At 64.5% G+C, this 26,227-nt stretch carries 23 protein-coding genes and 1 pseudogene; 14 read left to right on the top strand and 10 right to left on the bottom strand.

What is annotated here, in order from left to right; translation table 11 throughout:
• Positions 1-56: 56 nt before the first annotated feature.
• Positions 57-542, bottom strand: coding sequence for a hypothetical protein (locus BEMPMBAN_RS19320; RefSeq protein ID WP_159232862.1), 486 nt, complete (start codon positions 540-542; stop codon positions 57-59).
• Between the two features lie 105 nt (positions 543-647).
• The gene (locus BEMPMBAN_RS19325; protein ID WP_337761920.1) at positions 648-1,178 is read right to left on the bottom strand and encodes a uracil-DNA glycosylase family protein; all 531 of its coding nucleotides are present in this window, start codon (positions 1,176-1,178) and stop codon (positions 648-650) included.
• Here BEMPMBAN_RS19325 and BEMPMBAN_RS19330 point away from each other — a divergent pair.
• Positions 1,177-2,447 (top strand): IS3 family transposase gene (locus BEMPMBAN_RS19330; protein ID WP_159232863.1). Its coding sequence is split into 2 segments (ribosomal slippage): positions 1,177-1,450 and positions 1,450-2,447, totalling 1,272 coding nucleotides; the frame shifts between segments, so codons are not numbered across the junction. The two genes, BEMPMBAN_RS19325 and BEMPMBAN_RS19330, sit on opposite strands and share 2 nt — an antisense overlap.
• Before the next feature lie 392 nt (positions 2,448-2,839).
• Here the strand turns inward: BEMPMBAN_RS19330 and BEMPMBAN_RS19335 are convergent.
• From BEMPMBAN_RS19335 to BEMPMBAN_RS19345, 3 genes are all read right to left on the bottom strand, one after another.
• Positions 2,840-7,666, bottom strand: a complete 4,827-nt coding sequence (locus BEMPMBAN_RS19335; RefSeq protein WP_159232864.1) for a DEAD/DEAH box helicase — start codon at positions 7,664-7,666, stop codon at positions 2,840-2,842.
• Positions 7,667-7,806: 140 nt separating this feature from the next.
• On the bottom strand, positions 7,807-9,102 hold the full coding sequence (locus BEMPMBAN_RS19340) for a hypothetical protein (protein ID WP_159232865.1): 1,296 nt from the start codon (positions 9,100-9,102) through the stop codon (positions 7,807-7,809).
• Between the two features lie 20 nt (positions 9,103-9,122).
• On the bottom strand, positions 9,123-10,307 hold the full coding sequence (locus BEMPMBAN_RS19345) for a helix-turn-helix domain-containing protein (protein ID WP_159232866.1): 1,185 nt from the start codon (positions 10,305-10,307) through the stop codon (positions 9,123-9,125).
• A 146-nt stretch (positions 10,308-10,453) separates the two neighbouring features.
• On the opposite strand from BEMPMBAN_RS19345, the gene BEMPMBAN_RS19350 reads away from it, so the two are divergent.
• The 3 genes from BEMPMBAN_RS19350 to BEMPMBAN_RS19360 all read left to right on the top strand — a co-directional run bounded on the left by BEMPMBAN_RS19350 (position 10,454) and on the right by BEMPMBAN_RS19360 (position 12,692).
• The gene (locus tag BEMPMBAN_RS19350; RefSeq protein ID WP_234897580.1) at positions 10,454-10,972 is read left to right on the top strand and encodes a hypothetical protein; all 519 of its coding nucleotides are present in this window, start codon (positions 10,454-10,456) and stop codon (positions 10,970-10,972) included.
• Between the two features lie 73 nt (positions 10,973-11,045).
• Positions 11,046-11,705 (top strand): hypothetical protein, encoded by a 660-nt coding sequence (locus tag BEMPMBAN_RS19355; protein ID WP_159232868.1) that lies wholly within the window; start codon positions 11,046-11,048, stop codon positions 11,703-11,705.
• Between the two features lie 129 nt (positions 11,706-11,834).
• Positions 11,835-12,692, top strand: coding sequence for a hypothetical protein (locus tag BEMPMBAN_RS19360; protein WP_159232869.1), 858 nt, complete (start codon positions 11,835-11,837; stop codon positions 12,690-12,692).
• Here the strand turns inward: BEMPMBAN_RS19360 and BEMPMBAN_RS19365 are convergent.
• Entirely contained in the window at positions 12,669-13,811 is a 1,143-nt protein-coding gene (locus BEMPMBAN_RS19365) for a hypothetical protein (protein WP_159232870.1), read from the bottom strand. The two genes, BEMPMBAN_RS19360 and BEMPMBAN_RS19365, sit on opposite strands and share 24 nt — an antisense overlap.
• Before the next feature lie 151 nt (positions 13,812-13,962).
• On the opposite strand from BEMPMBAN_RS19365, the gene BEMPMBAN_RS19370 reads away from it, so the two are divergent.
• Positions 13,963-14,166, top strand: a complete 204-nt coding sequence (locus tag BEMPMBAN_RS19370) for a hypothetical protein (RefSeq protein ID WP_159232871.1) — start codon at positions 13,963-13,965, stop codon at positions 14,164-14,166.
• 5 nt (positions 14,167-14,171) lie between these two features.
• Here the strand turns inward: BEMPMBAN_RS19370 and ligD are convergent, their stop codons facing one another.
• Positions 14,172-15,104 carry a non-homologous end-joining DNA ligase gene (gene ligD, locus BEMPMBAN_RS19375; protein WP_159232889.1) on the bottom strand — a complete coding sequence of 311 codons (933 nt, stop codon included), beginning with the start codon at positions 15,102-15,104 and terminating at the stop codon, positions 14,172-14,174.
• 226 nt (positions 15,105-15,330) lie between these two features.
• Here ligD and BEMPMBAN_RS19380 point away from each other — a divergent pair, with 226 nt between their 5' ends.
• Positions 15,331-16,470 carry a hypothetical protein gene (locus BEMPMBAN_RS19380; protein ID WP_200846047.1) on the top strand — a complete coding sequence of 380 codons (1,140 nt, stop codon included), beginning with the start codon at positions 15,331-15,333 and terminating at the stop codon, positions 16,468-16,470.
• A gap of 430 nt (positions 16,471-16,900) precedes the next feature.
• Entirely contained in the window at positions 16,901-17,212 is a 312-nt protein-coding gene (locus BEMPMBAN_RS19385; RefSeq protein WP_159232872.1) for an alkylmercury lyase, read from the top strand.
• Between the two features lie 49 nt (positions 17,213-17,261).
• Here BEMPMBAN_RS19385 and BEMPMBAN_RS19390 read toward each other — a convergent pair whose 3' ends face one another.
• A complete protein-coding gene (locus BEMPMBAN_RS19390) occupies positions 17,262-19,232 on the bottom strand; it encodes a heavy metal translocating P-type ATPase (protein ID WP_159232873.1) in 1,971 nt (656 codons plus the stop codon).
• 101 nt (positions 19,233-19,333) lie between these two features.
• Between BEMPMBAN_RS19390 and BEMPMBAN_RS19395 the strand changes: the two genes are divergently transcribed.
• From BEMPMBAN_RS19395 to BEMPMBAN_RS19410, 4 genes are all read left to right on the top strand, one after another.
• Positions 19,334-19,702, top strand: a complete 369-nt coding sequence (locus BEMPMBAN_RS19395) for an ArsR/SmtB family transcription factor (protein ID WP_159232874.1) — start codon at positions 19,334-19,336, stop codon at positions 19,700-19,702.
• 401 nt (positions 19,703-20,103) lie between these two features.
• The gene (locus BEMPMBAN_RS19400; RefSeq protein ID WP_159232875.1) at positions 20,104-20,670 is read left to right on the top strand and encodes a Chromate resistance protein ChrB; all 567 of its coding nucleotides are present in this window, start codon (positions 20,104-20,106) and stop codon (positions 20,668-20,670) included.
• A gap of 115 nt (positions 20,671-20,785) precedes the next feature.
• Positions 20,786-22,051, top strand: coding sequence for an MFS transporter (locus tag BEMPMBAN_RS19405; protein WP_159232876.1), 1,266 nt, complete (start codon positions 20,786-20,788; stop codon positions 22,049-22,051).
• A complete protein-coding gene (locus tag BEMPMBAN_RS19410) occupies positions 22,048-22,467 on the top strand; it encodes a YkvA family protein (RefSeq protein ID WP_200846048.1) in 420 nt (139 codons plus the stop codon). Before BEMPMBAN_RS19405 ends, BEMPMBAN_RS19410 begins: the two co-directional genes overlap by 4 nt.
• Before the next feature lie 101 nt (positions 22,468-22,568).
• Here the strand turns inward: BEMPMBAN_RS19410 and BEMPMBAN_RS19415 are convergent, their stop codons facing one another.
• Positions 22,569-23,252, bottom strand: coding sequence for a DsbA family protein (locus BEMPMBAN_RS19415; protein WP_200846049.1), 684 nt, complete (start codon positions 23,250-23,252; stop codon positions 22,569-22,571).
• 24 nt (positions 23,253-23,276) lie between these two features.
• Between BEMPMBAN_RS19415 and BEMPMBAN_RS19420 the strand changes: the two genes are divergently transcribed.
• From BEMPMBAN_RS19420 to BEMPMBAN_RS19430, 3 genes and pseudogenes are all read left to right on the top strand, one after another.
• Complete coding sequence (locus tag BEMPMBAN_RS19420) at positions 23,277-23,663, top strand: ArsR/SmtB family transcription factor (protein WP_159232877.1); 387 nt, start codon at positions 23,277-23,279, stop codon at positions 23,661-23,663.
• On the top strand, positions 23,656-25,779 hold the full coding sequence (locus BEMPMBAN_RS19425; protein WP_159232878.1) for a heavy metal translocating P-type ATPase: 2,124 nt from the start codon (positions 23,656-23,658) through the stop codon (positions 25,777-25,779). The genes BEMPMBAN_RS19420 and BEMPMBAN_RS19425 overlap by 8 nt, the downstream gene beginning before the upstream one ends.
• Before the next feature lie 36 nt (positions 25,780-25,815).
• Positions 25,816-25,989 (top strand): annotated as a pseudogene (locus BEMPMBAN_RS19430) (DUF3703 domain-containing protein); the annotation flags it as partial.
• On the opposite strand, the gene BEMPMBAN_RS19435 reads toward BEMPMBAN_RS19430, so the two are convergent.
• A partial coding sequence (locus BEMPMBAN_RS19435) for an integrase core domain-containing protein (protein ID WP_159232880.1) occupies positions 25,987-26,227 on the bottom strand: 241 nt, incomplete at its 5' end. The pseudogene BEMPMBAN_RS19430 and the gene BEMPMBAN_RS19435 overlap by 3 nt on opposite strands.

The following is a 26,227-nucleotide window of genomic DNA, read 5'->3' on the forward strand; positions in this document are numbered from 1 at the left end:
GCGACATGATCAGTAGTCGTAGCACCGGGAAAGCCCACGCGTTTGGGAGCGCGTGCTCAGCGGCGCATGTTGGCGAAAGGGTGGAGTCCGTAGTGGGCGCGGAACTGCGCGATCAGGTCGGTCTCGATCTTGGCCGCTTCGTCGTCATCGGTTACGCGCCAGCCGACCAACAGGTCGGCATGCTCAGTCAGCTGCCAGATGCGTCGGCCGCCAGAGTGGGCCACCGGTTCGCCGACGCCGGAGCGGCGGAACTCATCGAGCCGTTTCCGCAGGCCGCGCCTGCCGCTGCTGCCGAGGTTGGCTTTCCCGATGTACACGATGCGGGCGCCGGGCACCCACAGCCCCCGTAATTCAGCGATGGGCACAGTTGGGTCTTTGCCTTTGAAGTGCCCGGCGGGTGAGGTGTCGAGGAACGTCGGTGGATCGTCGGTGGGTCGGACAACGACATAGACCCCGGGGCCGGTTGGCACGTCCGCGGTGGGCAGCGCGGCGAATGGTACCCACCCGGCGAAGCCGCTCAGGTCGATCGGCTCAGTGGTCACGGCAGCTCCCGGGTGTGTTCGTCGAGCAGTGTGGTGATGACGGTTTCAAGGCAACGGTTGGTCATGTCGCTGATTGAGCCGGCCTCCTCGAAGCGTGTGGCGCCACTACCGCGGTTGCGCGAACCCCAACTTGAGCGCGCTGGTCAAGCCGGACACATAGTCGACTTGTTCCCCGCGGGGTTGGCGGGCGATCCACGACGGATGGGGTGCAAAGAGGACCCGGGTGGAGTGGGTGTCGGTTGGTGCCTTGCGTGGGCGGATGAACGGCCACGGCAGCACCGGCGCGGTGGGCTGCAAGTGTTCTAAGGCGGCGCGGGCGTCGCGTCCCAGGCCGATGATCAGTGTTGGTTCCACGATGGCGATTTCGAGGCCCAGGTAGGGGCGACAGTTGTCGATTTCATGGGGTATGGACGGCCGGTTCTTGGGCGGGTGGCAGTGGACCACGTTGGTGGTGAAGACGGCTTCCTTCGTGAGCTTGGCGTCGGCTAAGGCGCGGTCTAGAAAACGTCCGCTGCCGCCGGTGAACGGGATCTGGGTTGCCATGCATGGGCCGCACAGGCTCTGACCCACGATGACTACCTGAACCACCCCGGGTTTGATGCACACCTTCTTTCGAGGGAAAGTTGTTCGCATCATGCCGAGGAAGTACGACGACGAGTTCAAGGCCCGAGCGGTGCGGTTGGTCACCGACCATGCCGAGGAGTACGACACCCGCACGGCCTGCATCACTGCGGTGGCCAAGCGGTTGGGAGTGTCCTACGAATCGCTGCGCCGGTGGGTCAACCAGGCCGAGGTCGACACCGGCCAACGTGACGGGGCGCCCAGCGATACGGTGCGCGAGTTGCGCGAACTCAAGCGCAAGAATCGTGAGCTTGAGGAAACGATCGAAATCCTCAAGGCGGCAACAAGTTTCTTCGTGCGGGAGAGCGACCCGCGACACCACTGATCTGTGCGTTCATCGCTGAGCATCGTGCTCGGTTCGGGGTCGCTCCGATCTGCCGCGTGCTCACTGAGCACGGCGTCACGATCGCCCCGAGAACCTTCTACGCCTGGCTGACTCGGCCACCGTCGGCACGGGCCCTCTGGGACACGGTGATCACTGAGGTGCTGGCCGGCTTCTATGAGCCTGACGAGCACGGCCGCCGCGCCCCGGAGTCGTTGTACGGCGCCACCAAGATGTGGGCTCACCTGCAGCGCCAGGGCATCGCAGTGTCGCGTTGCACCGTGGAGCGGCTCATGCGGGCCAACGGCTGGCGGGGTGTCACCCGTCGCAAGAAGGTCCGCACCACGATTGCTGATCCGGCCGCAGAGCGGGCGGCTGATCTGGTCAAGCGCCAGTTCCGGGTGCCCGCCCCCAACGTGCTGCTGGTCGCTGACTTCACCTACGTCCGACTGTCCAACGGAGCGTTTGTCTACACCGCGTTCGCGATCGATGCCTACGCGGGCCGGATCGTGGGGTGGACCTGCTCGGCCAGCAAGGAGGACCGCTTCGTGCGCCAGGTGATCCGCCAGGCTGCTCAACTCCGCGTGAACGAGGGCAATCCACTGTCGGGCAACACTATTCATCACAGCGATGCAGGCTCGCAATACACATCCCTGCGGTTCGGCGAGACCCTGGCGCTGTCTGGGCTGGTGGCCTCCATCGGGACGGTCGGGGATGCCTTCGATAATGCTCTGGCCGAGACGACGATTGGGCTCTACAAGACCGAAGCCGTCCGCGAGGACTCCCCGTTCCGGCGCGGCCCGCTGCACCGCCATACCGACGTCGAACTGCTCACCGCCGAGTGGGTGCACTGGTACAACACCGACCGGCTCATGCACCGCCTCGGCCGCATCCCACCGACCGAGTACGAGGCCATCCACTACGCTACGAACACAGCCCAATCAGCGGCTGCACACCAGTAACCAGGTGTGCATCAAACCCGGGGCGATTCAACCGGCGAGTGGGGCGAGCCGTAGCCCGGGGCTGCTTGGGTTACTGAGGGGACGTTCATGCCGGCGCAGGCAGTGCAGCTAGTGATGCGGTCCGCCAGGGCGCGCATGCGGCGGATACGGTTCTGATCCGACAACTTGGCAGGGTCTCGATCACTCACCGTCGGTATCCGTTCGGTCGCGCGGAGGGATACTTGCGCCCGTTCCAGCGGATGCCCGGCAGGGTATCGGGTGGTGGGCGTTGCGGCGATGGCCGCATGAAGTTTTCAAGAGCCGGTGCCGTCCCTTCTCAATCGAGGTTGTACGCCATGATGTCGCGCGTCACCGACACGGAGGGCTGGGGTTAACACCGCGGGCACAGCCCGTCACGGCGCGCCGATTGAGGTGGCCGGGGGCGGCAGGTCGTCGATGATGCTCATCGTGGTGACGCTGACTGTGACGATCCGCTTGATCAAGTCGACGATGAACCGGGGGTCGTCGTGTTCGTCGCACCAGGCGTTGGGGTCGTTGATAATTCCCGAGCCGCGTGAGTCGAGCTTCGTTTGATAGCGCTCGATGATCCATTCGAGCGCAGATCGAGAACCAAGTTGGTACCGGTGTGTGTCCTGGGGGATACCGGCGAGGGTGAGGTGGGAGTTGTAGACCAGGGTGCTGTGATCGGTCTTGGACTTGAACCGCATCTTGGTGACACGTAGTGCTTCTCGCTCGTTCTGGTCGAGTGTTCCGGTGAAGACCTCCGACAGGGGGTAGGGCTGTGCGGTTTCGTAGCCAAGGTGTATGTCGCTGAGACTGCGGCCGGCGTGAGTGAAGGCGTCGAAGTGGTCCCGGGTGGCGGGCGTTGGAATGCGGGGAAGCATCTTTTTGAGGTCGGCGGCGAAGCGACTTCGGTAATGCGGCGAATGCAGCAATCCATAGGCGTAGAAGAAGATGTCGTCGGTAGTGATGTCGTCGCCGAGCGCGGCGCGGTATGCAGTTAGAACGTTGGGGTTAATGGTGTCTAGTCGTCGATACTCCTGGTCGATGTCCGACGCCGCCTCCAATGACAGCTGGCCGTTGTCATGCGTACGTGTTTGGTAGGTCCAGCGCGGATAGAAGTTCACGGCGCTGATGCCTGCGGCACCGAGGTCGGGCAGGGCATTGGTCATCAGGCTGAGGAACGGCGGAGCGAGGTTGCCGGGGTTTGGGATGAAGAATCCGAAATTCGGCAAATCGGCGCGGGGGAATAGGTGATGAAGTCGCCCGCGGCGGTCGTTGAGGTCGTCGTCGAAATAGACGTGCATCTTGCAGAAGGGCCGGTACATGGTGGTTCGATGGTGGCTGGAATGGAATGCAAGCCGTTGTCCACGTTGCACTTTCGGCAGAAGGCCCGACGACCAGCTGATTCTGGCGTCGTCGTAGGTCACCGCGTCCTCGACGGCTAGCTCGGGGTTCATGGCGACAGCGCTCTGAAAGGAGTCGACTTGCTCGTTGTAGAAGTCGATAGTGGCGGTGATGTTGTCGGCGAGTTGACTGGCTGAGAAGTTGTATGCCCATGCGTCGCGGTTGGTCTTTAGCCCGCCGGAATAGTCGGTGAATAGGGCAGTTTCGTCGGAACCCCGTTTGACTGCCAGCGGCGTGTAGGCACTGAATGCGGCGTCGCGGTGGTCGACCCAATCGCCGTCAGTGTTAGGTGTGATGAGGTCCCATTTCATGCTGGGCAGGTGGCTGTTGGCGATGATGGCGAGCTTGTCTTCGCGGGAAAGCCTGTCGCCGATGTTTCGGTAGTGGATTTGGCACGGGCCGGTCGCGGAGGGATTCTTGACCGCGATGAGGATGGCAGCGCCGGTTTGAGAGCCGTCGTCGAAAATCTTGCCTCCCTCTGCGCGCCAGTCGGTTTGGCGTTGGTTGCCGCGCAGGTCATAGATGTAGAGCGCGGAGAACTCGTCGGGCAGGGCGAGACGAATGCCGGCGGTGGTGTTGCCAGTGATCCAGCCGGAGTTGGTGACGTAGGCGACGATGCCGGTGTCGCCGATGCGGTCCGTGGCCCATCGGATCGCACGGACGTAGGAGTCGTAGAGTTTGCTCTTGAGTTTGGCGGTTGAGCGAGCGGCGTACGTGGCCGAGATAGCTGCGTCGAGGGTGGGGTAGGGCTGGTTAGCGTTGCGGTCGTTGGCGCTGCTTTGGCCGGATTTGTACGGTGGATTGCCGACGATGACGCGAATTGGCGAGGCCTGTTGGGTGATGATGCGGTCGTTGTTCTGTGGGAATAGGTCGGCGTCCATAGTGTCGCCCGCTTCGGCGATCTGGAAGGTGTCGGTCAGAACAATGCCGTCGAACGGCTGGTAGTTGCCGCCCGCGGCACCGTGGTAGGCGGCTTCGATGTTGATGGCTGCGATGTAGTAGGCCAGGAGGACTATCTCGTTGGCGTGCAGTTCCTTTGCGTACTTGCGGGCGAGGTCTTCTGGGCGAATAAGTCCGGTTTGGATGAGCCGCACTATGAAGGTGCCGGTTCCGGTGAATGGGTCGAGGATGTGAACGTCGGGCTCGGTGAGGGTGAGGCCGAACTCTGCTTGCAGAGCGTCGTTGGCGGCGCGCAGGATGAAGTCGACGACTTGGGTGGGGGTGTAGACGATGCCGAGTGCCTTGGAGGTGCGTGGGAATCCCGTCCGGAAGAACTTCTCGTAGAGTTCGACGACGATACGTTGCTTGCCTTCGACATTGTCGATTCCGGCGGCGCGCATCCGCACTGACTCGTAAAAGCCGGCCAGCCTTTCAGTTTCGGACTCCAGCGCCTGGTCGTGCAGCGTCGCCACCATGGTCTGCATGACTTGGGAGACCGGGTTGTGGCCGGCGAAGTCGTAGCCCTCAAAGAGGGCGTCGAAGACTGGTTTGGTGATGAGGTGTTGGGAGAGCATTTCGACTGCTTGGTCGCGATCGATGGAGTCGTTGAGGTTGGCTCGCAGCGCTTCGACGAATTTGTCGAAGGCGGTCGCGATGTCTGGGGTCGCGTCGCTGAGGAGGGCCTTGATGCGGGTCTGTTGAGCGACCGCGATGGCGGCGACATCCTTGGCCCAGTCTTCCCAATAGGTGCGGGTGCCAACCTTGTCGACGATCTTGGCGTACACCGCGTCGCGCCACTGGTCGGGTGTGAACATCGCGAGCTGTTCGGCGACTTGGGCCGACTCCCCGGCGGCGTGTTCATCTGCCGCAGCGCCGTTCGTAGGGGCTCCGGTGAGGTTCTCCGTTGCAGCTCCAGGCACGTGGCCGACGAGAATGGAGTCGGTGGCCTTGTTGTTCAGTTCCAGCTTGTTAACCGTGGCGTTGAAGCGGTCGTCGTGAGCGCGAAGTGCTTGCAAGACTTGCCAGACGACTTTGAACCGGCGGTTGTCGGCGAGCGCCTGGCTGGGCGCTACGCCGGCAGGTACGCCGACGGGCAGGATGATGTAACCGTATTGCTTGCCTTCGGCTCGGCGCATCACGCGCCCCACCGATTGCACGACGTCGACTACGGAGCTGCGGGGGTTGAGAAACAGCACTGCGTCGAGGCTGGGTACGTCGACGCCTTCTGAGAGGCAGCGGGCGTTGGCGAGGATGCGGCATTGATTGTCGGCCAGCGGTGCTTTGAGCCACTGCAGTCGGTGGTTGCGTTCCAGTGCGTTGTAGGTTCCATCGACGTGCTCGACGTCGCAGCGCAGAAGTTGGTCGTCTGCCTGGTCGTAGGCGTCGATTACGGTAGCGAACTTGCCGGCCAGTTTCTTGGAGGACTTGATGTCACGAAGGAAGGCGACGGCGCGTTGCATGGGGCGGGTGTCGGCGCCGAAGTCGGCGCCGCCGACCGCTTTCCCGGTGCGCTTGGCCAGACCATTCCAGCAGCCGACGATTTTGGTGGCGTCGTCGAGGTTGAGTTCACTGTTGACGTCGGCGAGCTGCTGTTGCAGCGGGCCGGCGATGTACTTCTCGTCAACGGTCAAGACGAGCACTTTGTAATCGGTGAGCAATCCTCGCTCCACGGCCTCACCGAAGCCCAGCCGGTGAAAGGTGGGGCCGTACAGCGCTTCATCGTCCATGGAGGCCAGGACTGCGGAATACTCGGCGGCCTTGGCTTTGGTTTCTTCGGCGAACAGTCGCGGCGTGGCCGTCATGTACAGCCGTTTTGTGGCGGCCAGGAACGAATTATCGTGGACCTTGACGAAGTTCGAGTCGTCACCGTCGGCCAGGGTGACGCCCGTCGTACGGTGGGCCTCGTCGCAGATGACCAGATCGAAGTCTGCCAGGCCCGCGGTCTGGGCGTCGGCGATGACGTTGATCGACTGGTAGGTGCAGAACACCACGGTGAGGCCTTTGGCGCGCTTGCGGTGCTCCATCTGCGCGACAAGTGTTCCCGGGTCTGTGGTTGCTGGCAACGGCACGTCGTAGGGGTTGATGTCCTCTACAGCGCGCGACACCTTGGTGTCGGAGCACACGGCGAAGGCCCGCAGGTCGGTTCGACACTGCGCGGTCCATTCGCGCAGCGTTTGGGACAGCAGGGAGATCGACGGCACCAGAAAGAGCACCTTCGCGGTTCCGCCGAGATCATCGACGACTTGCTCGCAGACCTTGAGAGCGGTGAAGGTCTTGCCGGTGCCGCACGCCATGATCAGCTTGCCCCGGTCATGCTCGCCGAAGCCCGCGATTACCTTGTCGATTGCCTCGCGCTGATGCGGCCAAGGGTCGCGTTTCGGGGCGAGCGCCAGCTCCAGGTCGAGACGTTCGGCTGGGCCCGCGAATGCCCAGTCGATCGGCGCCTCTGCGATGTCCGCCAGCCCGATGCGTTGGACTGGAATCTGCTGTCCCTCGACGGCATCCTCTGCGTTCTTGCCCCACCTGTCGGTGGTGGAGATGATCAGCCGGTGTGCGAACGGATGCTTGCCCGATGCGGACAGAAAAGAGTCGACGTCCGGTTTGCCCAGAACATGATCAGGTTCGTAAAACTTGCATTGGATGGCCCACAGCGCACCCGTGTCGCTCTCCGCCGCAACGAGGTCGATGCCGGTGTCCGGCTTCCCGCCGCGTCCAGGCCAGTCCGCCCACATCCACACCTGCTCAAACAAGCGGCCATACACCGGGTCGAGCAGTAAGTACTGCGTCATCAACTTCTCGAACTTGCTGCCACGCTCGTAATTGGAACCGGCGGCTCGGAAGGCTTCGAACACCTCGTGGACCGACGTCGGCATTTTTCGGCCCCCCCCCAATTACATGGCTGCGTGTTGAGTGTTAACCCTAGTTGCGAGCTTCAGCGGCGTGCCCGCGCCTGGCCCGATCGGCATGGCGGTGATGTTGCTTGAAGCCGCGGTGCGTGTGGGGCTCTCGGTGGTCACTGGCCTGGGACACCGCCGATGCCAGCATTTGGCGGTGCTCCTGGCCGTTGGCCAAGGGCTATGTCGTTGATCTGGGTTCGGCGGTTCTGAGCAGTGCCTTGGTCGGCCGCCCGTTGCTCCATGGCACGCTGGGCGGCCGCCAGTTCCGTGGCTTCGAACTGATCGTTGGCAAACTCGATGGCGTCGTGGATCGCGCTAATCGACGCGGCAGCGGTGTCCTCGGAGCATTCCACAGCGACCGACGCATGCTCGCCCACGCTGCGCATGACGAAGTCGCCGAATCCGTGCTCGCGCAGCCGCCTCTTGAGGTGTTCGTCCCACCACGGTGGGGCGGCGGGTTTGTAGGGCATCTCGATTCTCACACCGCCGGCACGCGTAGAAGACGGGCGGATATCAGGGGCGTGATCGTGGGTGGCGCGCCGCCACGTCTTGGCCACGGTCGGCCCGATCGCCTCGAGGAAGTCCTCATCGGATTCGAGCGGGGGAAGGTGGGCGGCGAAGCTGCCGCCGAGTCGACGCGCCTTGTCGTCAGTGATCGGCGTGATCTGGTAGCCCGATTGGAAACGGTCGGCGGGTTTGACGCGTGGCGCCTGATCAGTGAGCACCCGCTCGATCCCGCCGCCGAAGTGTTGTCGCCAACGCAGTCCGGACCCATCGGTGTACTCGACGACGAACGAGACATGTTGCCATTGCCTTGTGTGCAGCGTCATTTCAGTGAACCAGCCTTCGTGGCTGGTCGACTGCATGTAGGGGGTCAGCGTCTCACCGCGGGGTAGGTATTCGTGGAGAAGTCCCTCGGATTCCACTTTGTCGGGCGTACGTCGTACCGGAGGGGCTCCGGTGTCACTCGGCGTGTCGGCGAAGGGCACGCGTACGTCGAACACGAAGTGCTGGCTTCGATTTTCGATGCGGAAGGTCGCCAGCCCTTGGAATGCGCCGGGGATGTCGACCTTGTAGATCGCCAGCAACCGGGCCTGGGCCATCTCGTCGTCGGCACGTATGGTGGCCGCCACGTGCCGGTCCACCCGGGCATGGGCGCTGGCTACTGCGATGCTGAATGCTGCGATGAGAAAGGCTGCGGCAGTGGCGAATCCGCCGGCCCACGTACCCCAGGCGGCGAACCAGTTCGAGGTCACGTCATTCGGTGAACGTACCGCTTTGATCAGTGTGAGCGTGACGAAGGCGGCCATGAACAGTGCGCCTACGGCGAGCGAGCCGTTCAGGACGTGCCGGAGCCGGCGTTCTTCAGGAAGCGGATGACCGGCGTGCTGTGCAGCTGGAGCATCTCCCATCGGAACGCCTTCCCTTCGCCTCACCGTCTGTTGTCGGCATTGTCGGGCCCATGTGCCACCGCGGCCCGTTCCAGCAGTGTCCCCGGCAGCGTGTCGGGCGTAGGAGTCGATGCGACCGCGGTGGCAGTCGCCTTATCAATGGCGTTGGCCGTCCACTCGGAGGGTGTTTCCGGTGCCTGGTCCCACGGGGTGTCGAGGTCGACAGTGACCGTGATCGGTACGGGCAGCTGGAGGGCAGCCAGCGCGGTTCGCACCGCATGGCCGAGCCGGTCGCCGTATTCGGCCAGTTCGGCCCGTTCCTGCACGGTCACCCGGCCCCGAAGAACCTCCAGGGCCTCAAGTGCGTCCTCTTCGGCTTGCTCTTCGGCGCTGAGCGGTGTCGGATTGGCATCCTCAGCCGCCATTACGGCTGCCCACTCCTCCGTCGTGGGTAGCGGCGGGGGAGCGCCCGGTCTGATCTCGGTGCCGTCGTCGGCCGCCCACTGGAGGGTTTGCGGATCCTTGTCGTAGGAGTAAACGATCCCGGGTCGGATCGCCGATTCGCGGCGCTGGATTTCGCGCTCAGCGGCGTCTACCTGCTCGAACCAATCCGACGCGTCGTCATCGAAGAGGATGCGCTCGGGGTTCAGTACGACGGTCACGGGCTCAGTGCGGTGGCGCCAGAGGTCCCACTCATCGTGGCCAACCGCGGCCCGCAGCGCGTCGCCAACCACTGACGCCTCCCAGGACCCGGGCCGACCGGCCAGGATCGTGTCGATCCCGCCGGCGTTCGCTGCCGCGCCTGCCAGGGCCTCGGTCACGAAAGCAGCCCAGTCGATCTGCAGCGCAGACCGTGGGTCGGGATCAGCTTCCCATTGACCCGAACTTGATTGGCGCATGGGCTGATTCGTGAGGCGACTGGCTTCGGTCAGCACGCCGATGGCGTCCTGGAGTACCTCGTCGTAGGGCCGCGGGCTAGCGGCCTGGTCGTCGGTGACGTACCCGGTGTCGAAGAGGGCCGCCGAGAGGACCTCACGATAAGGACGGCCGATAACGCGAGCCACCGCAGTGAGATTCGCGCGGTTCGGCAGCCGACTCACGCCGTTGATTCGCCACTTGCGGAGATTCTCTCGACTGACGCCAATACGGCGCGCCAGCTCGGCCTCGCTGACTCCGTGCGCGTTTCTGTAGCGGTCGATCAGCTCGACCAGGCGAGGGGCTGCCATACCGCCAAGTATTCTGCGGCAGTGATAAGGAGTCAACCATCGGTACGCAGTAGTGCCCACTGTTAGTTGACATAACGAAGGTTATCGGCGTTAGATCGGGCGCGAAATATGGCGCTATATCTGGCGGTTCGTGCTATGTTGGCGGCATGGTGAACATCAGACCCAGTCGGATGCGTTCGATCACTGACGCCCGCAATGCGTTTAGCACCCTGGTCGGCGAGGCCGAGAATGGCCTCACCACGCACATCGTGAAGGGATCAACCGTTGTGGCGCATCTGGTTCCAGCCTCGGCACCGGTTCTCGACGACCCGAGCTTGCGGCACGCACTCATTGCATCTTTCGCCGCGAGTGAGGCTGCGTCGGCCGGTGCCTACGAGTGGCGTGAGGCGCGGCTGTGGCATGCCGGCGATACCGTGGGGCGTCTACTGGCCTGGACTTGGCGGACTGACTCCGACCTGTGCCTACGCGCCTTCGCGTCCTTTCACGACGAACTGCAGCAGGTTGTCGGCGCGACAATCGGCTTGAGCGCAATCTGGCCCGGCATCGAGGTAGCGCTGCGCGTAGCCCTCGACGGCGGTGAAATCGCGGACCTGTTTCAGTACCTCGATCGCCACTACGACGACTACTACCTCGGACCCCACCGCCCCCATCCAAGTAATGCATAACCCGCCTAACCGTCACATGACGAAATGCGTTGACCATCATAACTATTGACCAATTCCGGAGGTGCAGATCAGCATGACGCAACCGGCCCCAAACCCCGGCGAGCAGGTCGGCCAACTGCTCTACCAACTGCTCTACGTAGAAGTGCTGCAACGAGTCCTGCAGAATGCCCGCGACGGATTGCTTGTTCCGCACTGGCGCGAGCTAGTCGCGACCATGAGTCCTTTGTCTGGCCCTGACCCGATGAACGTGCATCCACTTGTTGTAACCGCGATCAACGAACGTCCGCCTGCCGCTTGGGAACCCGGGCGTTCGCCCGGTTGGCGGGCCGCCGCCGATAGCTGGTTCAATGACGCACGTCGTGCGCTGGCCGAACACCGCAGACTCACGCTCATACAGCACGCCAAGCTGACCAAGCTCACCGAACTCCTTCCGGTGGCTACCCGGGTCTCCATGGCGCCGTCCGTGGCCGACGCCATGGCTCAGATTTCCAGTCTCGACGACCGCAACGACGCCACCGCACGACAGTCCCTGTCAACCTTCATCATGCAGCGCGACAAGCTAACCGCCTCCTACCGTGCCGCACTGGCGGCTGGCGGCGTCGACATCGACTGGCGTTCATGGTTCGAGGAGCGCATCAACACGTGGGACAATGAATCCGGTGCAGCTACGGCCCGGATCATCCTTCGCCAGGAGTCTCACGCCTACATGCAGCGGCTACCTGAGTACTGGTGAGCACTCCCCGATTGCCGTCCTACCGCGGTGAAGGGGCCAATCCGGGACAAGATGAGAGTGCCGTGCGGGGAGACCTGACAGCAACGGATTAGGACCGCCCGGCGCTTCATTAGTGCCATCATTGTGGGCATGGAGGTTTTGCCGACGCGCGGTGACGACGCACTCCAAACTTATCGTTCGGTGGTGTGGTGCATCGAGGTTCGAGACCCGGCCAAGATCTTGGTAGATGACAGTGTTGGCGAGCGCACACAAGGCACCGTTTCCGCAGTCGCTGCGTCGTATGGCTGCATCTTCGACTGCTGCTACGACGATGACGAGGTGGATGAGATCCCCTACTACCAGTGGATGATCCGGGTGCCCCAGGCCGAGCATCGCCGCCGGACGACCGAAGACATTCCACGTGTGATCGATGCGGTACGCAGTGCGCTTCAATCCGCTTTGCCGGCGCCGTTCGACGACTGGCTCTGTTACCCGCACGCTGAGATCAGTTATAGCAATGCGGTGAGCGATTACCTGCGCAACGCCTATGCCGACCTGCTAGACGTCTTTGACGCCAGGTTTCTACCCCGCCGCCGCGACGGCGCAGAAGCGCTGGAGCCCACGGCGACCTATTACGGCGACCGCCTTAGTGACGGCAGTTTAGTTGCGACGTACAACCTTTGGTTGTGCGAGGAGCCGGGAGGCCATCGTTGGTCGGTATTAAACGTCGGCCTGGTGCCAGATGTGCTGCCAGGGGTTCCGGTTGGCCGCACCAGAGTCGCGGTGGACCAGCCTGTTCTACTCGCCCCGCGGCCCACAATGCACTGCACCTGGACGTGGATGGCCAGCTTGAGAGTCGGTGGCTTCAACGATCATGTCGGCAACCCCGGCGTGATCTCGACTCAACCAGCAGACGGGGCTAGGTACCAGTGGCAGGCAGCTGATCCGACTCGACTCGCGGACATGATCGAGCGCGATTTGCGGCTACTTTTCCCCATGATGTGGTGACCCCATCGGTGGGCGCTCTCGCCACTGCCGATTGTTGTCGATCAATTGCAGTGCGATGGCCCGGTCTTCCCACCGAGGCGCCACTGGCTTCTGGAGCTTGGCCTTGACCACTTCGATCGCTGGGCGAGAGAAGTCAACATCGCCGAGCTTCAACGTAATTCGTGGCGCGCGCAGGAGATCCTTCTGGCGCTGATTCTCGGAGAGCTTCCCGTTGGTTCGGTCCATCGGGTCGAACATGTCGATCAGGCCGAACTCCTGCAGTTCGTGGCGGGCAGAGAAGGCCTCCGGCGCCAAGCCGTACCACTGCCACCGCGTCAGCTGGGGCAAGGCAACGCCAGCTTCGTCGGCGTCCTTGCGGCTCCGTGGACGCTGCGTCTGCTCGGCGACCGCGAGCAGTGTCGCCATCTCCTCGTTGGTCAGAACGAGGTGCCACCCCGCCATGAAGAAACCAGCAGGCAGTATCACCGCCCCAGTCTCTTCTGACGGGACGAAGTAGCGCTTCCGGGATCGGTCTTCGCAGAACAGGGTGAAGCGGTCGAATCGGTGCTCGCTCCTGCGGGCGCCCACGCGCACGAGATCGTGCTCAGCGAGCTTGGCGAGAGCCCTCGTCATCCGCAGGTTGAGTTCGCGGTTGGACACGTCGAGCGCCAGCAGGCCGCACAGTTCGCTCCAACCGTCCACACCGTTGTTCGGCCGCTCGTTCTTCCACCGGTCGCCGGGTTCGAACTCCAGGTGTGCGGTGTAGAGCAAGCTGAGATACACCTGCAGCGCATTACTGGGCCGGTGAATGAGGCTGGTCAAAACCGGCCTGGTGTCGACGTCGCCCCTCACAGTTTTGAGCCGGGGGTTACTTTCCCGACGCGGCCGAGCCGTCGCGAGCCGCAGGAACCGCCGGCGGATCCTGATATCGGGATGATCGCCGTTGTCGAACCTCCGGTACTTGGACGTGGCGCGCTTCATGGCGTCGGCCTGCACGTCGAGCTGTTCGAGGCGCCGGATTCGCGCCTCGCGCGCCTCCCTGATGGCCTTGGTGGTGTCCTGGTCCAGCTTGTCCATCTTCTCCGTGGCAGCCCTCGCCGCCTCGATGTCGAGGCCAAGGCGGAGACGTTTTGAACTCACCGGGTATGTCCTAGCGGGGTGCGTGCTGGCGGGGGGTACCTGTACAAGGTATAGGTAATAGTTACGAGCCGCCAGCGGCAACCCTGATACCCGCCAGCGCCTACCCCGTAGTCCCGAGAAACTCTGCACCCTTCCGGCGCACCATGCCCCCATGGCGAAGCACGATGAGAAGCCGAGTGAGTTGGAACGTGTGGCCCGTGCGGGCTGGATGGTGACGCTGCGTTACCGCCTGCTGGTGTTGGCTACCCAAGCCCCCTCGCGGCCGGCACGGTGGCGTTGGATGGCGGGCGGGGCGTCAGCAGTGACGCTGGCGGCTGGCTTCGTGAAGCTCAAGCTCGGGTGGTTCTCGGGATGAGGTGGTCAGGCAGGTGTCGGCACTCTGGTGTCAGCCGCCGTGACATCGCGAAGGCCCTTGTACGACGGGTGGCGGAGCAATCGGCCGGGGGTGTACTCGCGGTATGCGATCTCGCCGACGTACCGGGGTTCCACCCATCGCACACCTGGCTCTGTCAGCGGGTTTCGCACCGGGGATTCGTTGATTTCGATCGGATTGAGCAGCTCAAACAGCCTTCGCCGCTCACGCTGACTCATCCCGGTGCCGACCTGACCGACCAGGCGCAGGTCGCCAGCCTCGTCATGCCCAGCCACCAGCAGTGTTGCCACGCTTCCGCCCGCCGCACGTGTGGCGATGTGGCCCACGATCGCCAGCTCGGCGGTGGCTCTGACCATCGACTTGACCCACAGTGCCGATCGGCCAGGCCGATACGGCGAGTCCAGGCGCTTGGCGACGATGCCTTCCATGGCGTTGGCCGCACACACATCGAGCATGTCGGCCGGCGACACGTCGACCCAGTGCCGGGGAACCGTCATCGTCGGCGACGAGTCGACCACCATGATCTCACTGAGGATCTCCCGGCGCCGGCCGTACGGCTCCCCCGTGATGTCCACGCCATCGACGGCCAGGGCGTCGAAAGCCAGGAAACGGGTGGGGACTTCACGGATCAGCTCGGCGCTGGGTCGCCGCTGCTGCGGCCACCGACGCTGGAGACGGGTGAACGACGGGCGGCCGTCACTTCCGACAGCGACGATCTCGCCGTCCAAGATCGCGCGGCGGCCGCCGATCGCGGCGCGGACTCCGGCAAGTTCAGGGAAGGTCCGCGACACGTCTGCGCCATTGCGGGTGAACACAGCCAGCCCGTCGTCGTCGACCACGACCAAGCCGCGCTGCCCGTCATACTTCACTTCAACAGCAAAGTCGTCGCCAGCCGGCGGGCGTCCCAGCGTAGCCAGCATCGGCACCGGAGCCTGCCGACTCTTCGCTGCCCTACGCGACGCCTGCACGCCATCGAGATTACGCACCCTGCCAGCCCGGAACGGCTGCTCTGACGGGCCCACCTGCGTTCACGGCGTCGGCTGTCTGGTGGGTAGTCCGCGCGCCTAAATTGCTCGGTCACACTGAGCCCATCCCATTCCTGCCTGTCAGGGTGAGCGCCTATGTTTCTCCCAAAGGGGGTGCTCGATGTACAAGCAGAGTCGTGGCAAGCGGTGGCTCGGAGTCCTTCGCGAGGCGTTGACCATGCTCAAGATGGCTGAGAAATCCGTCGCGACGTACGCAGAAGCCGCGACGCGCATGCAGGGTGTCCGAGTCATAAGCGAACGCGATAAAGACGTTATGACCGGCATCGCACGCGACAACATCAAGTTGACACTCAAGAGCCAGAACCTCGGCGGAGAATCTCACCTCGCTGAAACGCTCGCCCCGATCGCCACGGCAATGGGCAACTTCTCACTCGATGACGAGTTCAACACAACGTTGCGCAATCTCATCGATGCCATCGACGATGCCCTGCCCGAACTGGAAGGGCAGATGACAGAACACGACGCAACCATCGAGGAAGTGATTGGTGAACTTGAGCGCGCACTGCTCATCTCCCTCGTCGTAACGCTGACCTCGCACAATGTCCTTATCAAGAAGGTGGAAGAATGGGAACGGCCACACCAACGATTCCTCCAAGGACTGGAACCAGCCGACGTCGGCCATTATCTCGACGTCAAGACGCTCGTGTACGCCGACACTGACGGCCCAGGCCGCGTGCATATGCAAGATTTGGTGTCCGCAGTCAACGGGGGCGCCGAGATCTGGATGGCAGGCGCCGGCCGAGAAACCGTCAATAGCTACCCCGAAGCTCAAGCCGTCGCATACGCCCAGTGGTTCAGCTACGCCTTCTCGCTGTGGGAGGAGCAGTTCCGCGGGAGGATCGCCGCCTGGTTCGACAAGCGGACCCCTGAACGCATCCGAGGCAGCGACATCCGCAGCGACTACTTCGGAGACATCCGTCTGATCCGCAACGACTTTGTTCATAACAAAGGCATCTGCAAAGACTCCGCACAACTCAAACGGCTCGAATTTGGCCTCACCCGACGTCGGCCAATCGAGATCACCCCGGAGCAGATGTTGTCGCTTATCGACCTCTTCCCTCGCGACGAACTACGCACAGCCCCAACCCCACTGCCCCCAGGAGACACCATGAGGGTCCCCGGCAAAGTGAACCCACACGTGCTGGAGGACGTCCAGACGCGTGCTCAAAAGCTTGGACTCAACGACAGCCAGCTTCTCGAAACGGCGCTTTCAGAGTGGTTGGCGCGTAACGGCTCCTGACGACGCTCGGCCGTCCACCACCAGAGCGACATTGGCCATAATATGGGAAAAGGTGCTGGTAGTTGACCCGCGGTTTCCCGCGTGGTCAACGGCGCCGGGAGTCCGTTGGAGTCGCATACCGGCCAGCCCGCAACAGCGGCTCGCCGGCCGGATTGAGGAACGAGCGTTTGAGGTCCGAGATCGGCCACTGCACGTAGTGCGAGAGCGGGACCTAAGTTTCCCTATCGAACCACCGTGTCGAGACATCTGATGGTACGGCTCTGAGGCACGCGGTGTGAGACGAGATATGAGACACCTCCACCCGGCCCTATACGAGCGTCACGCGGGCGCGCGGCCCTGTCTCGTTTCTCTACAACCGAGACAACAGGTCAGGGATCGTGCGGGCATGATCCGGTATGGAGGGGACGCCGACGCGTTGCACAATCAGCACATGAGAGTCGAGATTGTCTATTTCGACGGGTGCCCGAATTGGCAGGAAGCCGGTGCCCGTGCGGGTGTGGCAGCAGCAGGATTGGCCGACGTCGAGATCACGTATCGGCGGGTCACTACGGACGAAGAGGCCGCGGCCTTACCGTTCGCGGGCTCTCCAACCATCCTCATCGACGGCACAGACGCCTTTGACGATGCGGTGCCCGTGAGGGAGTTGGCGTGTCGGGTGTACCAGACCGATGCCGGCCTGACGGGATTGCCGACAGTCACCCAGCTGACCGAGGCATTACGGCGCCGACAGTCGCGCAGCTAACCGACGCGTTGCCACTGACGTGAGACAGGAACCGGATCATCTCGTTTGTCTAGATCTGAGACTGCTTGGGCCAGGCGGCGTCTCGCAGGAGTCGTAGGCCGTTGAGTCCCACGATGATGGTGGAGCCTTCGTGGCCGGCAACGCCGAGGGGCAGTGGCAAATGGCCGAAAAGATCCCAGGCGACCAGGACGGTGATGAAGGTGGCGGCGATCACCAGGTTGGCGATCACCAAGCGACGGGCGCGGCGCGCCAGCGCGACGACGGCGGGAATGGTGGACAAGTCGTCGCGGGTGATGACGGCGTCGGCGGTGTCCAGCGCGAGATCCGAGCCAGCGCGGCCCATCGCGACGCCGACGGTGGCGGCGGCCATGGCGGGCGCGTCGTTGACCCCGTCACCCACCAGCATGACCTTGGCCCCGTCGGCTTCGAGTTCACGCACGGCGCTGACCTTGTCCTCGGGTAGCAGCCCAGCGCGGATCTCGGTGATGCCCAACGGGGCCGCCAGTGCAGCCGCGGCCTGGGGGTTGTCGCCCGTGAGCAGGAGCGGTCGCGCGCCGGTGAGTGTGGTGAGCGCGGCCACCGTGTCGGCGGCAGCGTGGCGTGCCTGGTCGATGAGACCCAGAACGCCGACGACAGTTGAGTCTGTTCGGACGACGACCGCGGTGTGGCCGGTCTGCTCGAGTTCGCCGACGATGCCGCGAGCGGGACCGTGATCCTCGTCGAGGAGGGCGGGTTTGCCGACCTCGACGAGGGTGCCGTCGATGCGGGCTCGAATACTGTGCCCCGGGGTGGAGGAAAAGTCCTCGGCGGGATGCAGTGTGAGCCCAGCGTCGTGGGCTGCGGCGACGATCGCGCGGGCCAGAGGGTGCTCGGAGGGGTTCTCCGCGGCGGCGGCCAGCGCGAGCAGCTCCGTGTCGGTGATGGCAGCCCCGGGCAGGCGGCGGATCTGCACCAGCCGCGGGGTGCCCGCGGTGAGAGTGCCGGTCTTGTCGAAGGCGACATGGGTGATGGTGCTGAGCTTTTCGAGCACGACGGCAGATTTCACCAGCACGCCGTGGCGTCCGGCGGTGGCGATCGCTGAGAGCAGCGGCGGCATCGTGGACAGCACCAGTGCGCACGGTGAGGCCACGATCATGAACGTCATCGCCCGCAGTAGTGCCGACTGCAGATCAGCGCCCCACAGCAGCGGAATCACGAACAGGGCGACGGTGGCGACCACCATGGCCAGGGAGTAGCGCTGTTCGATCTTTTCGATGAACAACTGCATCCCAGCCTTGCTGGCGCTGGCCTGGGCGACCATGGCGACGATCCGGGCGATCACGGTGTCCGCGGCGGGCCGTATTACCCGAACTCGGAGGCTGCCGGTGCCGTTGACCGTGCCGGCGAACACCTCGTCACCGGGCTTCTTGTCCACGGGCAGGGATTCCCCGGTGATGGTGGCCTGATCGACGTCGCTGGTGCCGTGCACGACGACACCGTCACCGCCGACGCGTTCCCCGGGCCGGACCAGCAGCACGTCGTCCACGTCGAGTGCCGCGGTGGCCACCGTTTCCTCGGTGCCGCGATCGGTGATGCGCGTCGCGGTCTCCGGCGCCAGGTCGAGCAGTCCGCGCACGGAATCCTCGGTGCGTTTGGTCGCCACCGCCTCCAGTGCACCGGAGGTGGCGAAGATGACGATCAGCAGGGCACCGTCGAAGACCTGTCCGATCGCCGCGGCACCGAGGGCGGCGGCCACCATCAGCAGGTCGACGTCAAGTGTCTTGTCGCGCAACGCTTTCAACCCAGTCCAGCCCGGTTCCCACCCTCCGGTCACATAGCACGCCAGATACAGCGACCAGTACAACCACACCGGTGCCCCGGCGAGCTGCGACAGGCCGCCGATCGCAAACAGCACGGTCGCGGCCAGTGCCCACCGCACCTCAGGCAACGACCACGCAGACGAACGCGCTGGTGGTCCGGGACGGACATCACCGGTGTCGGCGTGCCGTTCAGCGTGGGGTGTCTGGGTGCCGGTACTCATCCACATCACAGTAACCTGCGTATACGCGCATATTCGAATTCAGCGTTACAGCTGGACAGATGTGCAGCTGATCATAGCGACATCCCGGTAGCCTGTGAGCTATGCACACTTCCCTGCCGGACTTCCAGATGCCCAACGAGGAACAGGTGCATCTGGCGGCGGAGTCGTTTCGCATGCTCAGCGATCCGACCCGGATCAAGGTGCTGTGGGCACTGCTTCAAGGAGAGTCCTCGGTGGCGTGCCTGGCCGACCTGGCCGAAGTCGCACCGTCGGTGGTCAGCCAGCACCTGGCCAAACTCCGGCTGGCCGGCCTGGTCAAGGGCCGCCGTGAAGGAACCTTCGTCTACTACTCCGCAGCTGATCAACACGTTCACCGGCTGCTCAGTCAGGCACTGTTCCACGTCGACCACATCGACTCCAGCACAAATGACTCCACCGAGCATCAACCAATGGCAGCCCCCGCTCACTGAGCAACGAGGTCCGCAGTCATTCGGAGCAACCCTCGGCTGGTGGTGGGCAGATCCACTGGTCGGACTGTTCATCTCGTGGCGGTAGTCGCGTTTAGAGAAGGTCGCGAAGCGTGACGCGGGGACCACTGCTGCTGAGCCACCGTCACGCCGGTTGCGAGACAGGATTTGAGTCGCCTCGTTTCTTTAGATCTGAGACACGGCGCTGGTGCCGCAGGCGGTCGCGACGTCGGTGCTGTGTTCGTCGTCGCCGGCGGAGGCAACGCGGATGAGGCGTGGCCCACGCAGCGCATACCCTCCATTCAGCCGGAGTCCCATGAAACACGTGTTGCAGATCTAGCGTGCCCAGGGATAGCGTGTAACACGTGTTGCATACTGATGGGCGGGAGTTTCCCCAATGGCTGTTGCTGCTCGCGCAGCTTCCGGCGTCACCGTCGAGCGCGCGGGTGGCGCTGTGGCGACGGGCCCGGGCGGCGGGCGCGGCAGGGCTACATAACGGGGTGTGGGTGTTACCCGAATCGGCCGCGCATCGAGCGTTGTTCACCCAGCTGGCCGCGACAGTGCGTGAACACGGCAGCGCCTTCGTGTTGACCGTGGCGGCGGACGGCCATGAGGTCGACGGCGACATTGTGGCGCGTTTTGATGCTGATCGAGCGCGGGAGTATGACGAATTCAGCGAACGCGCTGACGAGGTGCTGGCCGAGATCGCCAAGGAGACACGGCGGGAAAAGTTCACCTTCGCCGAGCTGGAGGAGATTGAGCACGATCTCGACAGGCTCATCACCTGGCTGGCCAAGATCACGACCCGCGACTTCTTTCCCGGCGCGCGCGCCACTGCTGCCGCCGAGGCGGTGCAGCAATGCCAGCAAGCCCTGTCCGATTTCGCCCAGGCTGTGTATCGGGCCGAGGGATTGGCGGCACCCGATCATGACGAACATCCGGAGCCGGATGAAGAGATGAATCCCCAATGAGGACTGCGCATCCTGTTAGCCGCCGTGGTGGTGTTGGTCGAGGTGTTCACCGAAGGCCGGGCCAAGGCCGCCATTGCCGCGCTGGAGCCATGACGCCCAGTATGAAAGCTGTTCGATGACAACGACACCCGAGGGTCACAGGAACATCAATGGCGGCTCGGGTGGTCGCCCAATGTTGGGTGCGTGGCGGTTCGTCACGGTGTTCGGCACGGTCAGCCTGCTCGCCGACTTCGTCTATGAGGGTGCCCGATCGATCACCGGTCCGCTGCTGGCCTCCCTCGGGGCCACCGGCTTGGTCGTCGGGGTGGTCACCGGCATTGGCGAGGCGGCCGCGTTGGGTCTTCGGCTGGTGTCGGGCCCGCTGACTGACCGGACCCAACGATTCTGGGCCTGGACCATCGCCGGCTATGCGCTGACGATCGTCACCGTGCCGTTTCTCGGTGTCGCTGGCACCCTGTGGGTGGCGTGCGCATTGGTGATCGCCGAACGCATCGGGAAGGCAGTCCGCAGCCCCGCCAAGGACACGCTGCTCTCTCATGCCGCCGCGGTGACCGGCCGCGGGCGGGGTTTCGCCGTGCACGAGGCGCTCGATCAGATCGGCGCCGTCATCGGACCGCTGACCGTGGCCGGTGTTCTCGCCGTGTCCGGCAACAACTACGGTCCGGCATTGGGTGTGCTTGCCCTGCCGGGTGTCGCCGCGCTCGCGCTGCTGGTGTGGCTCGCGCTACGAGTTCCCGATCCGGCCCGCTACGAATCCGACCGTGACGCGACATCGCCACCGGCCGCGACTTCGGCGGGCACCCCCACTGAGCGGCCGGCACCGTTGCCTGCCGCGTTCTGGGCCTACAGCGCGTTCACCGCGACCACGATGATCGGGTTCGCCACCTTCGGGGTGCTGTCGTTCCACATGGTTACCCGCGGCATTCTGCCCGCCGCCGTAGTCCCGCTGATCTACGCCGCGGCGATGGGCGCTGATGCGTTGGCCGCGCTGGCGTCGGGGTGGGCCTATGACCGTGTCGGCGCGAAAACCCTTGCCGTGCTGCCCATTCTATCGGCACTTATACCTGCGGTCGCGTTCAGCGATCAGGTCTGGCTGGTCGTGGCGGGGGCGCTGCTGTGGGGCGCCGCGGTCGGGATCCAGGAATCCACCCTGCGGGCGGTGGTTGCCGATCTGGTCGCCCCGCCGCGGCGGGCCACCGCCTACGGGGTGTTCGCCGCCGCGCTCGGCGCGGCCACCGCCGCCGGTGGCGCGTTGACGGGCTGGCTCTACGACACGTCGATCCCGGCGCTGGTTGCCACCGTGGCGGTCATTCAACTCGCCGCGATCGGTGTGGCGATCGTGGCGATCCTGTGGCGCCGCCGTTCACTGGTGACTCGGTGACGGGCTACCTGGGCGCGACCGTAATCGCCGCCGTGGCGGGCTTCGTCCTGCTCTGGCTGGTCCTAGTGATCTTGCTCATCGTGACGCGGCCCGCTGATCTGCGGGTCACCGACATCCTGCGGCTGCTGCCCGACGTCGTGGTGCTGCTGCGCCGCCTCGCCGCAGATCCCGAGCTGCCCCGCGGTGTCCGTATTCGGTTGGGTTTGCTGCTGATGTATCTGATCCTGCCGATCGACCTGATCCCGGATTTCATCCCGGTCCTCGGTTATGCCGACGACGCGATCATCGTCGCGCTCGCGCTACGCTCGGTCACGCGCCGCGCCGGCCCAGCGGCCCTGGAGCGGCACTGGCCTGGCACCGCCAAAGGACTTCAGGCCGTGCGCCGCCTCGCCGGCATCCACGACGCTCAAACGTGACTTTTCTCGACAACGCAACCCACACAGGTGACGTCGACTGGTCGGCGCCCGTCTGAGACAGGAACTGATCGACCTCATTTCTTTAGAAACGAGACGAACGCCTATTCGCGCGCCAAAGCCCGGTTAAGTGCCGTGGTGAGGTCTTCGTAGCTGCGCGGTTGGATGCGTTCGCCGTTGAGGAAGAAGGTCGGGGTGCCTTGCACCCCTAGTGCGGTGCCGTCAGCGATGTCGAGTTGGATGCGTTCTAGAGTCGCGGGGTCGTTGTAGGTCGCGTCGAAGGCGCTCATGTCCAGGCCAAGTTGCTGGGCGAACCCACGGAACACTTCGTCGGCGGGAGTCTGCCGCTCACCCCATTCCGCTTGTGTGTCATACATTTTGCGGTACATCGCTTCGAGTTGGCCTTGCTGGGCGGCGGCCTCGACCGCGCGTGCGGCGCGTTCGGCGTTGAAGTGCGAGCGCAGTGGGCAGTAGCGCAGCACGAAGTTCACCCGGTCGCCGTATTCGGCGCGCAGCTGCTCGATGGCGGGATACACCGCGCGACAACCTTCGCACTCGAAGTCGAGGAACTCCACGAAGTAGACGTCGCTGTCGGGTACGGCGTTGAGCCGGTGGCTGTTCTCCCGGACCGTCTGTCCGGCTGTCCCATCCAATTCGATGGTGGGCCCCGAATCGGCGCCTCGGACCGAGAGAAACACCGCGGTCCCGATTGTCGCCACCGCGATAACGAAGACAGTCAGCAGAACGCGGGAGTTGGTCAGGATCGCTCCGAGCCCTTTCATATTCATATCAACGTACATTAGTATATGAATATGAGCGAACCGGTGGACACCTGCGATCTCCTCTGTTTGGACCTGCCCCACGCAGAGTCCATCCGCGCCACGGTGCCCGACAGCGCCACCATCCAAGCCGCCGCCGCAGCGGCGCGCGGCCTGAGCGATGCGACCCGGTTGTCTATTGCAGCCGCACTCGCAGCCGGTGACGAGTTGTGCGTGTGCGACATGGCCTGGGTCGTCGGACTGCCGCAGGGCTTGGTGTCGCACCATCTGCGCCAACTCAAGAACGCCTCCCTGGTGTCCTCACGCCGTCAAGGCAAGTTGGTCATGTACCAGCTCACCGAGCGCGGCCACCAGTTGACGGCGGCCGTGCTGACCGGCGTTGATACCGCAGCTGCGGGGAAGGAACCCGATCGTGTCTGATGCATGCTGCGGGCCAAGCAACGACGTCGAACCCGACGCGGGTCCTGAAAAGCTCTGGCAGGTACGGGAATTGCAGTTCGCGGCGCTGGCTGCGGTCCTGCTGACGGTGGGCTGGGTCGTGGGGCGGGTCGGCTACGGGGGTGTCGCGAACGCCGTCGAACTGGCTGCGGTCGCGGCCGGCGCGATCACGTTCGTGCCCGATGCGGTCCGTAACCTGCGGCATGGCCGTATCGGGGTCGGCACGCTGATGACGATCGCCGCGATCGGTGCGGTCGCTTTGGGTCAGTTCGCCGAGGCCGCCCTGCTGGGCATCTTGTTCTCCATCGCCGAAGGCTTGGAGCACTACGCCGTCAGCCGCACCCGCCGCGGGCTGCGCTCCCTGTTGTCGCTGGTGCCGCCAAAGGCCTCGGTGCTGCGGAATGGCACCGAAATCACGGTTGCTCCTGGTGATCTCGTCGTCGGTGACGTCATGGTGATCCGGCCCGGTGAACGGGCCGCCACCGATGGCACCATCCGAGTCGGCCAGACCAGCCTGGACCTGTCGGCGATCACCGGCGAGTCGGTGCCCGTCGAGGCCGGACCGAGCAGCGAGGTGTTCGCCGGTGCCATCAACGGCGGCGGAGCGATCGAGGTCGAGGTCACCGCCCTGGCCGCCGACAGCTCTCTGGCGCGGATCGTGCACATTGTCGAGCAAGCCCAGGAACGCAAGGGGGCCGGCCAACGACTGGCCGATCGGATCGCCCGTCCGCTGGTGCCGGCGATCATGGCGTTGGCCGCGGGCATCGCGGCGGTGGGCGCGGTGTTCGGTGACCCGATGTTGTGGCTGGAACGGGCACTGGTGGTGCTGGTGGCCGCCTCACCGTGCGCACTGGCGATCGCGGTCCCTCTGACCGTGGTCGCGGCCATCGGGGCAGCCAGCCGCCACGGCGCCCTGATCAAGGGCGGCGCCGCGGTCGAAGAACTTGGCCGCATCAAGGTCGTCGCCCTGGACAAGACCGGCACGCTCACCCGCAACCAGCCCCGCGTCGTCGAGGTGGTCACCATCGATGACCTCAGCGATGCTGACGCCCTGCGGTGGGCCGCGGCCCTGGAAGCGCGCAGCGAACACCCACTGGCCCAAGCGATCCTGACTGCCGCCGGTGAAGCGCCGGCCGCCGGCGACGTGACCGCAGTGCCGGGCCACGGCCTGCATGGTGACCTCAACGGCCACCGGCTGCGCCTCGGAAAACCGTCCTGGGTAGCCCCTGGACCACTCGCCGCCGACGTAGAGCGGATGCAGGGCGCCGGCTCCACCGTGGTGGTGCTCGCCCGCGACGACCAGCCGCTCGCCGCCATCGCCGTGCGCGATGAACTTCGCCCCGAAGCCGCCGAGACGGTAGGTATGTTGACGCGATTGGGGATCACGGTGGCGATGCTCACCGGCGACAACACCCGCACCGCCCAGGCAGTGGCCACCGAAGCCGGCATCACCACCGTGCACTCCGAGCTGCTCCCCGAAGACAAAGCCGCTCTACTGCCGACCCTCGCGCAGGGCCGCCCCATCGCCATGGTCGGCGACGGCATCAACGACGCCCCCGCGCTGGCCACCGCCAACATCGGCATCGCCATGGGCGCCATGGGTACCGACGTCGCCATCGAAACCGCCGACGTCGCCCTGATGGGCGAGGACCTTCGCCACCTACCCCAGGTGCTGGCTCACTCGCGGCGCGCCCGCCGGATCATGGTGCAGAACATCGCGTTCTCGCTGGCGATCATCGCGGTCCTCATACCGCTAGCCGCCTTCGGAGTACTGGGCCTGGCCACGGTGGTCCTCATCCACGAAACCGCCGAAGTGTTCGTCATCCTCAACGCCATTCGCGCCGCCCGCATCACCGCCCTACCCGGCGTGGCAGCGACGTCACCGCGATCAACAACTCACACCCTCGACATCGGCCCCGCGCCCACCCTCGACGACCCCTGCTGCGGTCCCCAACGGCCCCCAGCCGCCAGACTCACCCTTCCCTTGGTCGCGCCAGCTCCTGCAGAGAGCGACCACGGGTGCGCCTGCTGCGCCCCCACCGGATCTCCACCGGACGTCAACGACACGACCGCACCCGCCCGAGCCGACCACAGATAGCCCCCAGCAGCTCGCCGCACGACAGGAGCCAACTCGATGCCACGAATCACTGAGCAGGCCCACCAGGTCTATCGCGGTGAAATGACCGCCGCGAAACACGCGGCAGACCCCGCGGCCAGGTGGCGACATCTGGAGCGGGCGCACATCGTGTCCCAGCCGGATCCCTGGCTGCACACCTGCAACCACGCCGCGATGCTGACGTTGGCGCTAGGTGTACTGACCTGAGAGGTTAGGTAAGCGGCTGGCGGGTGCTTGACCCTTGAGTGAGGTGTGGCCGCGGTGGTGATTGTAGTGATGCACCCAGAGCGGGAACTCGGCGCAACGTTCGGCGTCGCTGGTGTAGAGCCGCACGTAGGCCCATTCATCGGCAAGGGTGCGGTGAAATCGCTCCACCTTGCCGTTGGTCTGCGGTCGATAGGGTCGGGTCCTGCGATGCTTGATGTCGCCG

Source organism: Mycolicibacterium austroafricanum (assembly GCF_902705885.1).
Taxonomy (GTDB): Bacteria; Actinomycetota; Actinomycetes; order Mycobacteriales; family Mycobacteriaceae; genus Mycobacterium; species Mycobacterium vanbaalenii_A.

Bases quoted from the DNA above. Each gene is read 5' to 3' on its own strand.
- BEMPMBAN_RS19325 (WP_337761920.1), bottom strand. From the start codon at position 1,178: ATGATGCGAACAACTTTCCCTCGAAAGAAGGTGTGCATCAAACCCGGG.
- BEMPMBAN_RS19335 (WP_159232864.1), bottom strand. From the start codon at position 7,666: ATGCCGACGTCGGTCCACGAGGTGTTCGAAGCCTTCCGAGCCGCCGGT.
- BEMPMBAN_RS19340 (WP_159232865.1), bottom strand. From the start codon at position 9,102: ATGGGAGATGCTCCAGCTGCACAGCACGCCGGTCATCCGCTTCCTGAA.
- BEMPMBAN_RS19345 (WP_159232866.1), bottom strand. From the start codon at position 10,307: ATGGCAGCCCCTCGCCTGGTCGAGCTGATCGACCGCTACAGAAACGCG.
- BEMPMBAN_RS19350 (WP_234897580.1), top strand. From the start codon at position 10,454: ATGGTGAACATCAGACCCAGTCGGATGCGTTCGATCACTGACGCCCGC.
- BEMPMBAN_RS19355 (WP_159232868.1), top strand. From the start codon at position 11,046: ATGACGCAACCGGCCCCAAACCCCGGCGAGCAGGTCGGCCAACTGCTC.
- BEMPMBAN_RS19360 (WP_159232869.1), top strand. From the start codon at position 11,835: ATGGAGGTTTTGCCGACGCGCGGTGACGACGCACTCCAAACTTATCGT.
- BEMPMBAN_RS19370 (WP_159232871.1), top strand. From the start codon at position 13,963: ATGGCGAAGCACGATGAGAAGCCGAGTGAGTTGGAACGTGTGGCCCGT.
- ligD (WP_159232889.1), bottom strand. From the start codon at position 15,104: ATGCTGGCTACGCTGGGACGCCCGCCGGCTGGCGACGACTTTGCTGTT.
- BEMPMBAN_RS19380 (WP_200846047.1), top strand. From the start codon at position 15,331: ATGTACAAGCAGAGTCGTGGCAAGCGGTGGCTCGGAGTCCTTCGCGAG.
- BEMPMBAN_RS19385 (WP_159232872.1), top strand. From the start codon at position 16,901: ATGAGAGTCGAGATTGTCTATTTCGACGGGTGCCCGAATTGGCAGGAA.
- BEMPMBAN_RS19390 (WP_159232873.1), bottom strand. From the start codon at position 19,232: ATGAGTACCGGCACCCAGACACCCCACGCTGAACGGCACGCCGACACC.
- BEMPMBAN_RS19395 (WP_159232874.1), top strand. From the start codon at position 19,334: ATGCACACTTCCCTGCCGGACTTCCAGATGCCCAACGAGGAACAGGTG.
- BEMPMBAN_RS19405 (WP_159232876.1), top strand. From the start codon at position 20,786: ATGACAACGACACCCGAGGGTCACAGGAACATCAATGGCGGCTCGGGT.
- BEMPMBAN_RS19415 (WP_200846049.1), bottom strand. From the start codon at position 23,252: ATGAATATGAAAGGGCTCGGAGCGATCCTGACCAACTCCCGCGTTCTG.
- BEMPMBAN_RS19420 (WP_159232877.1), top strand. From the start codon at position 23,277: ATGAGCGAACCGGTGGACACCTGCGATCTCCTCTGTTTGGACCTGCCC.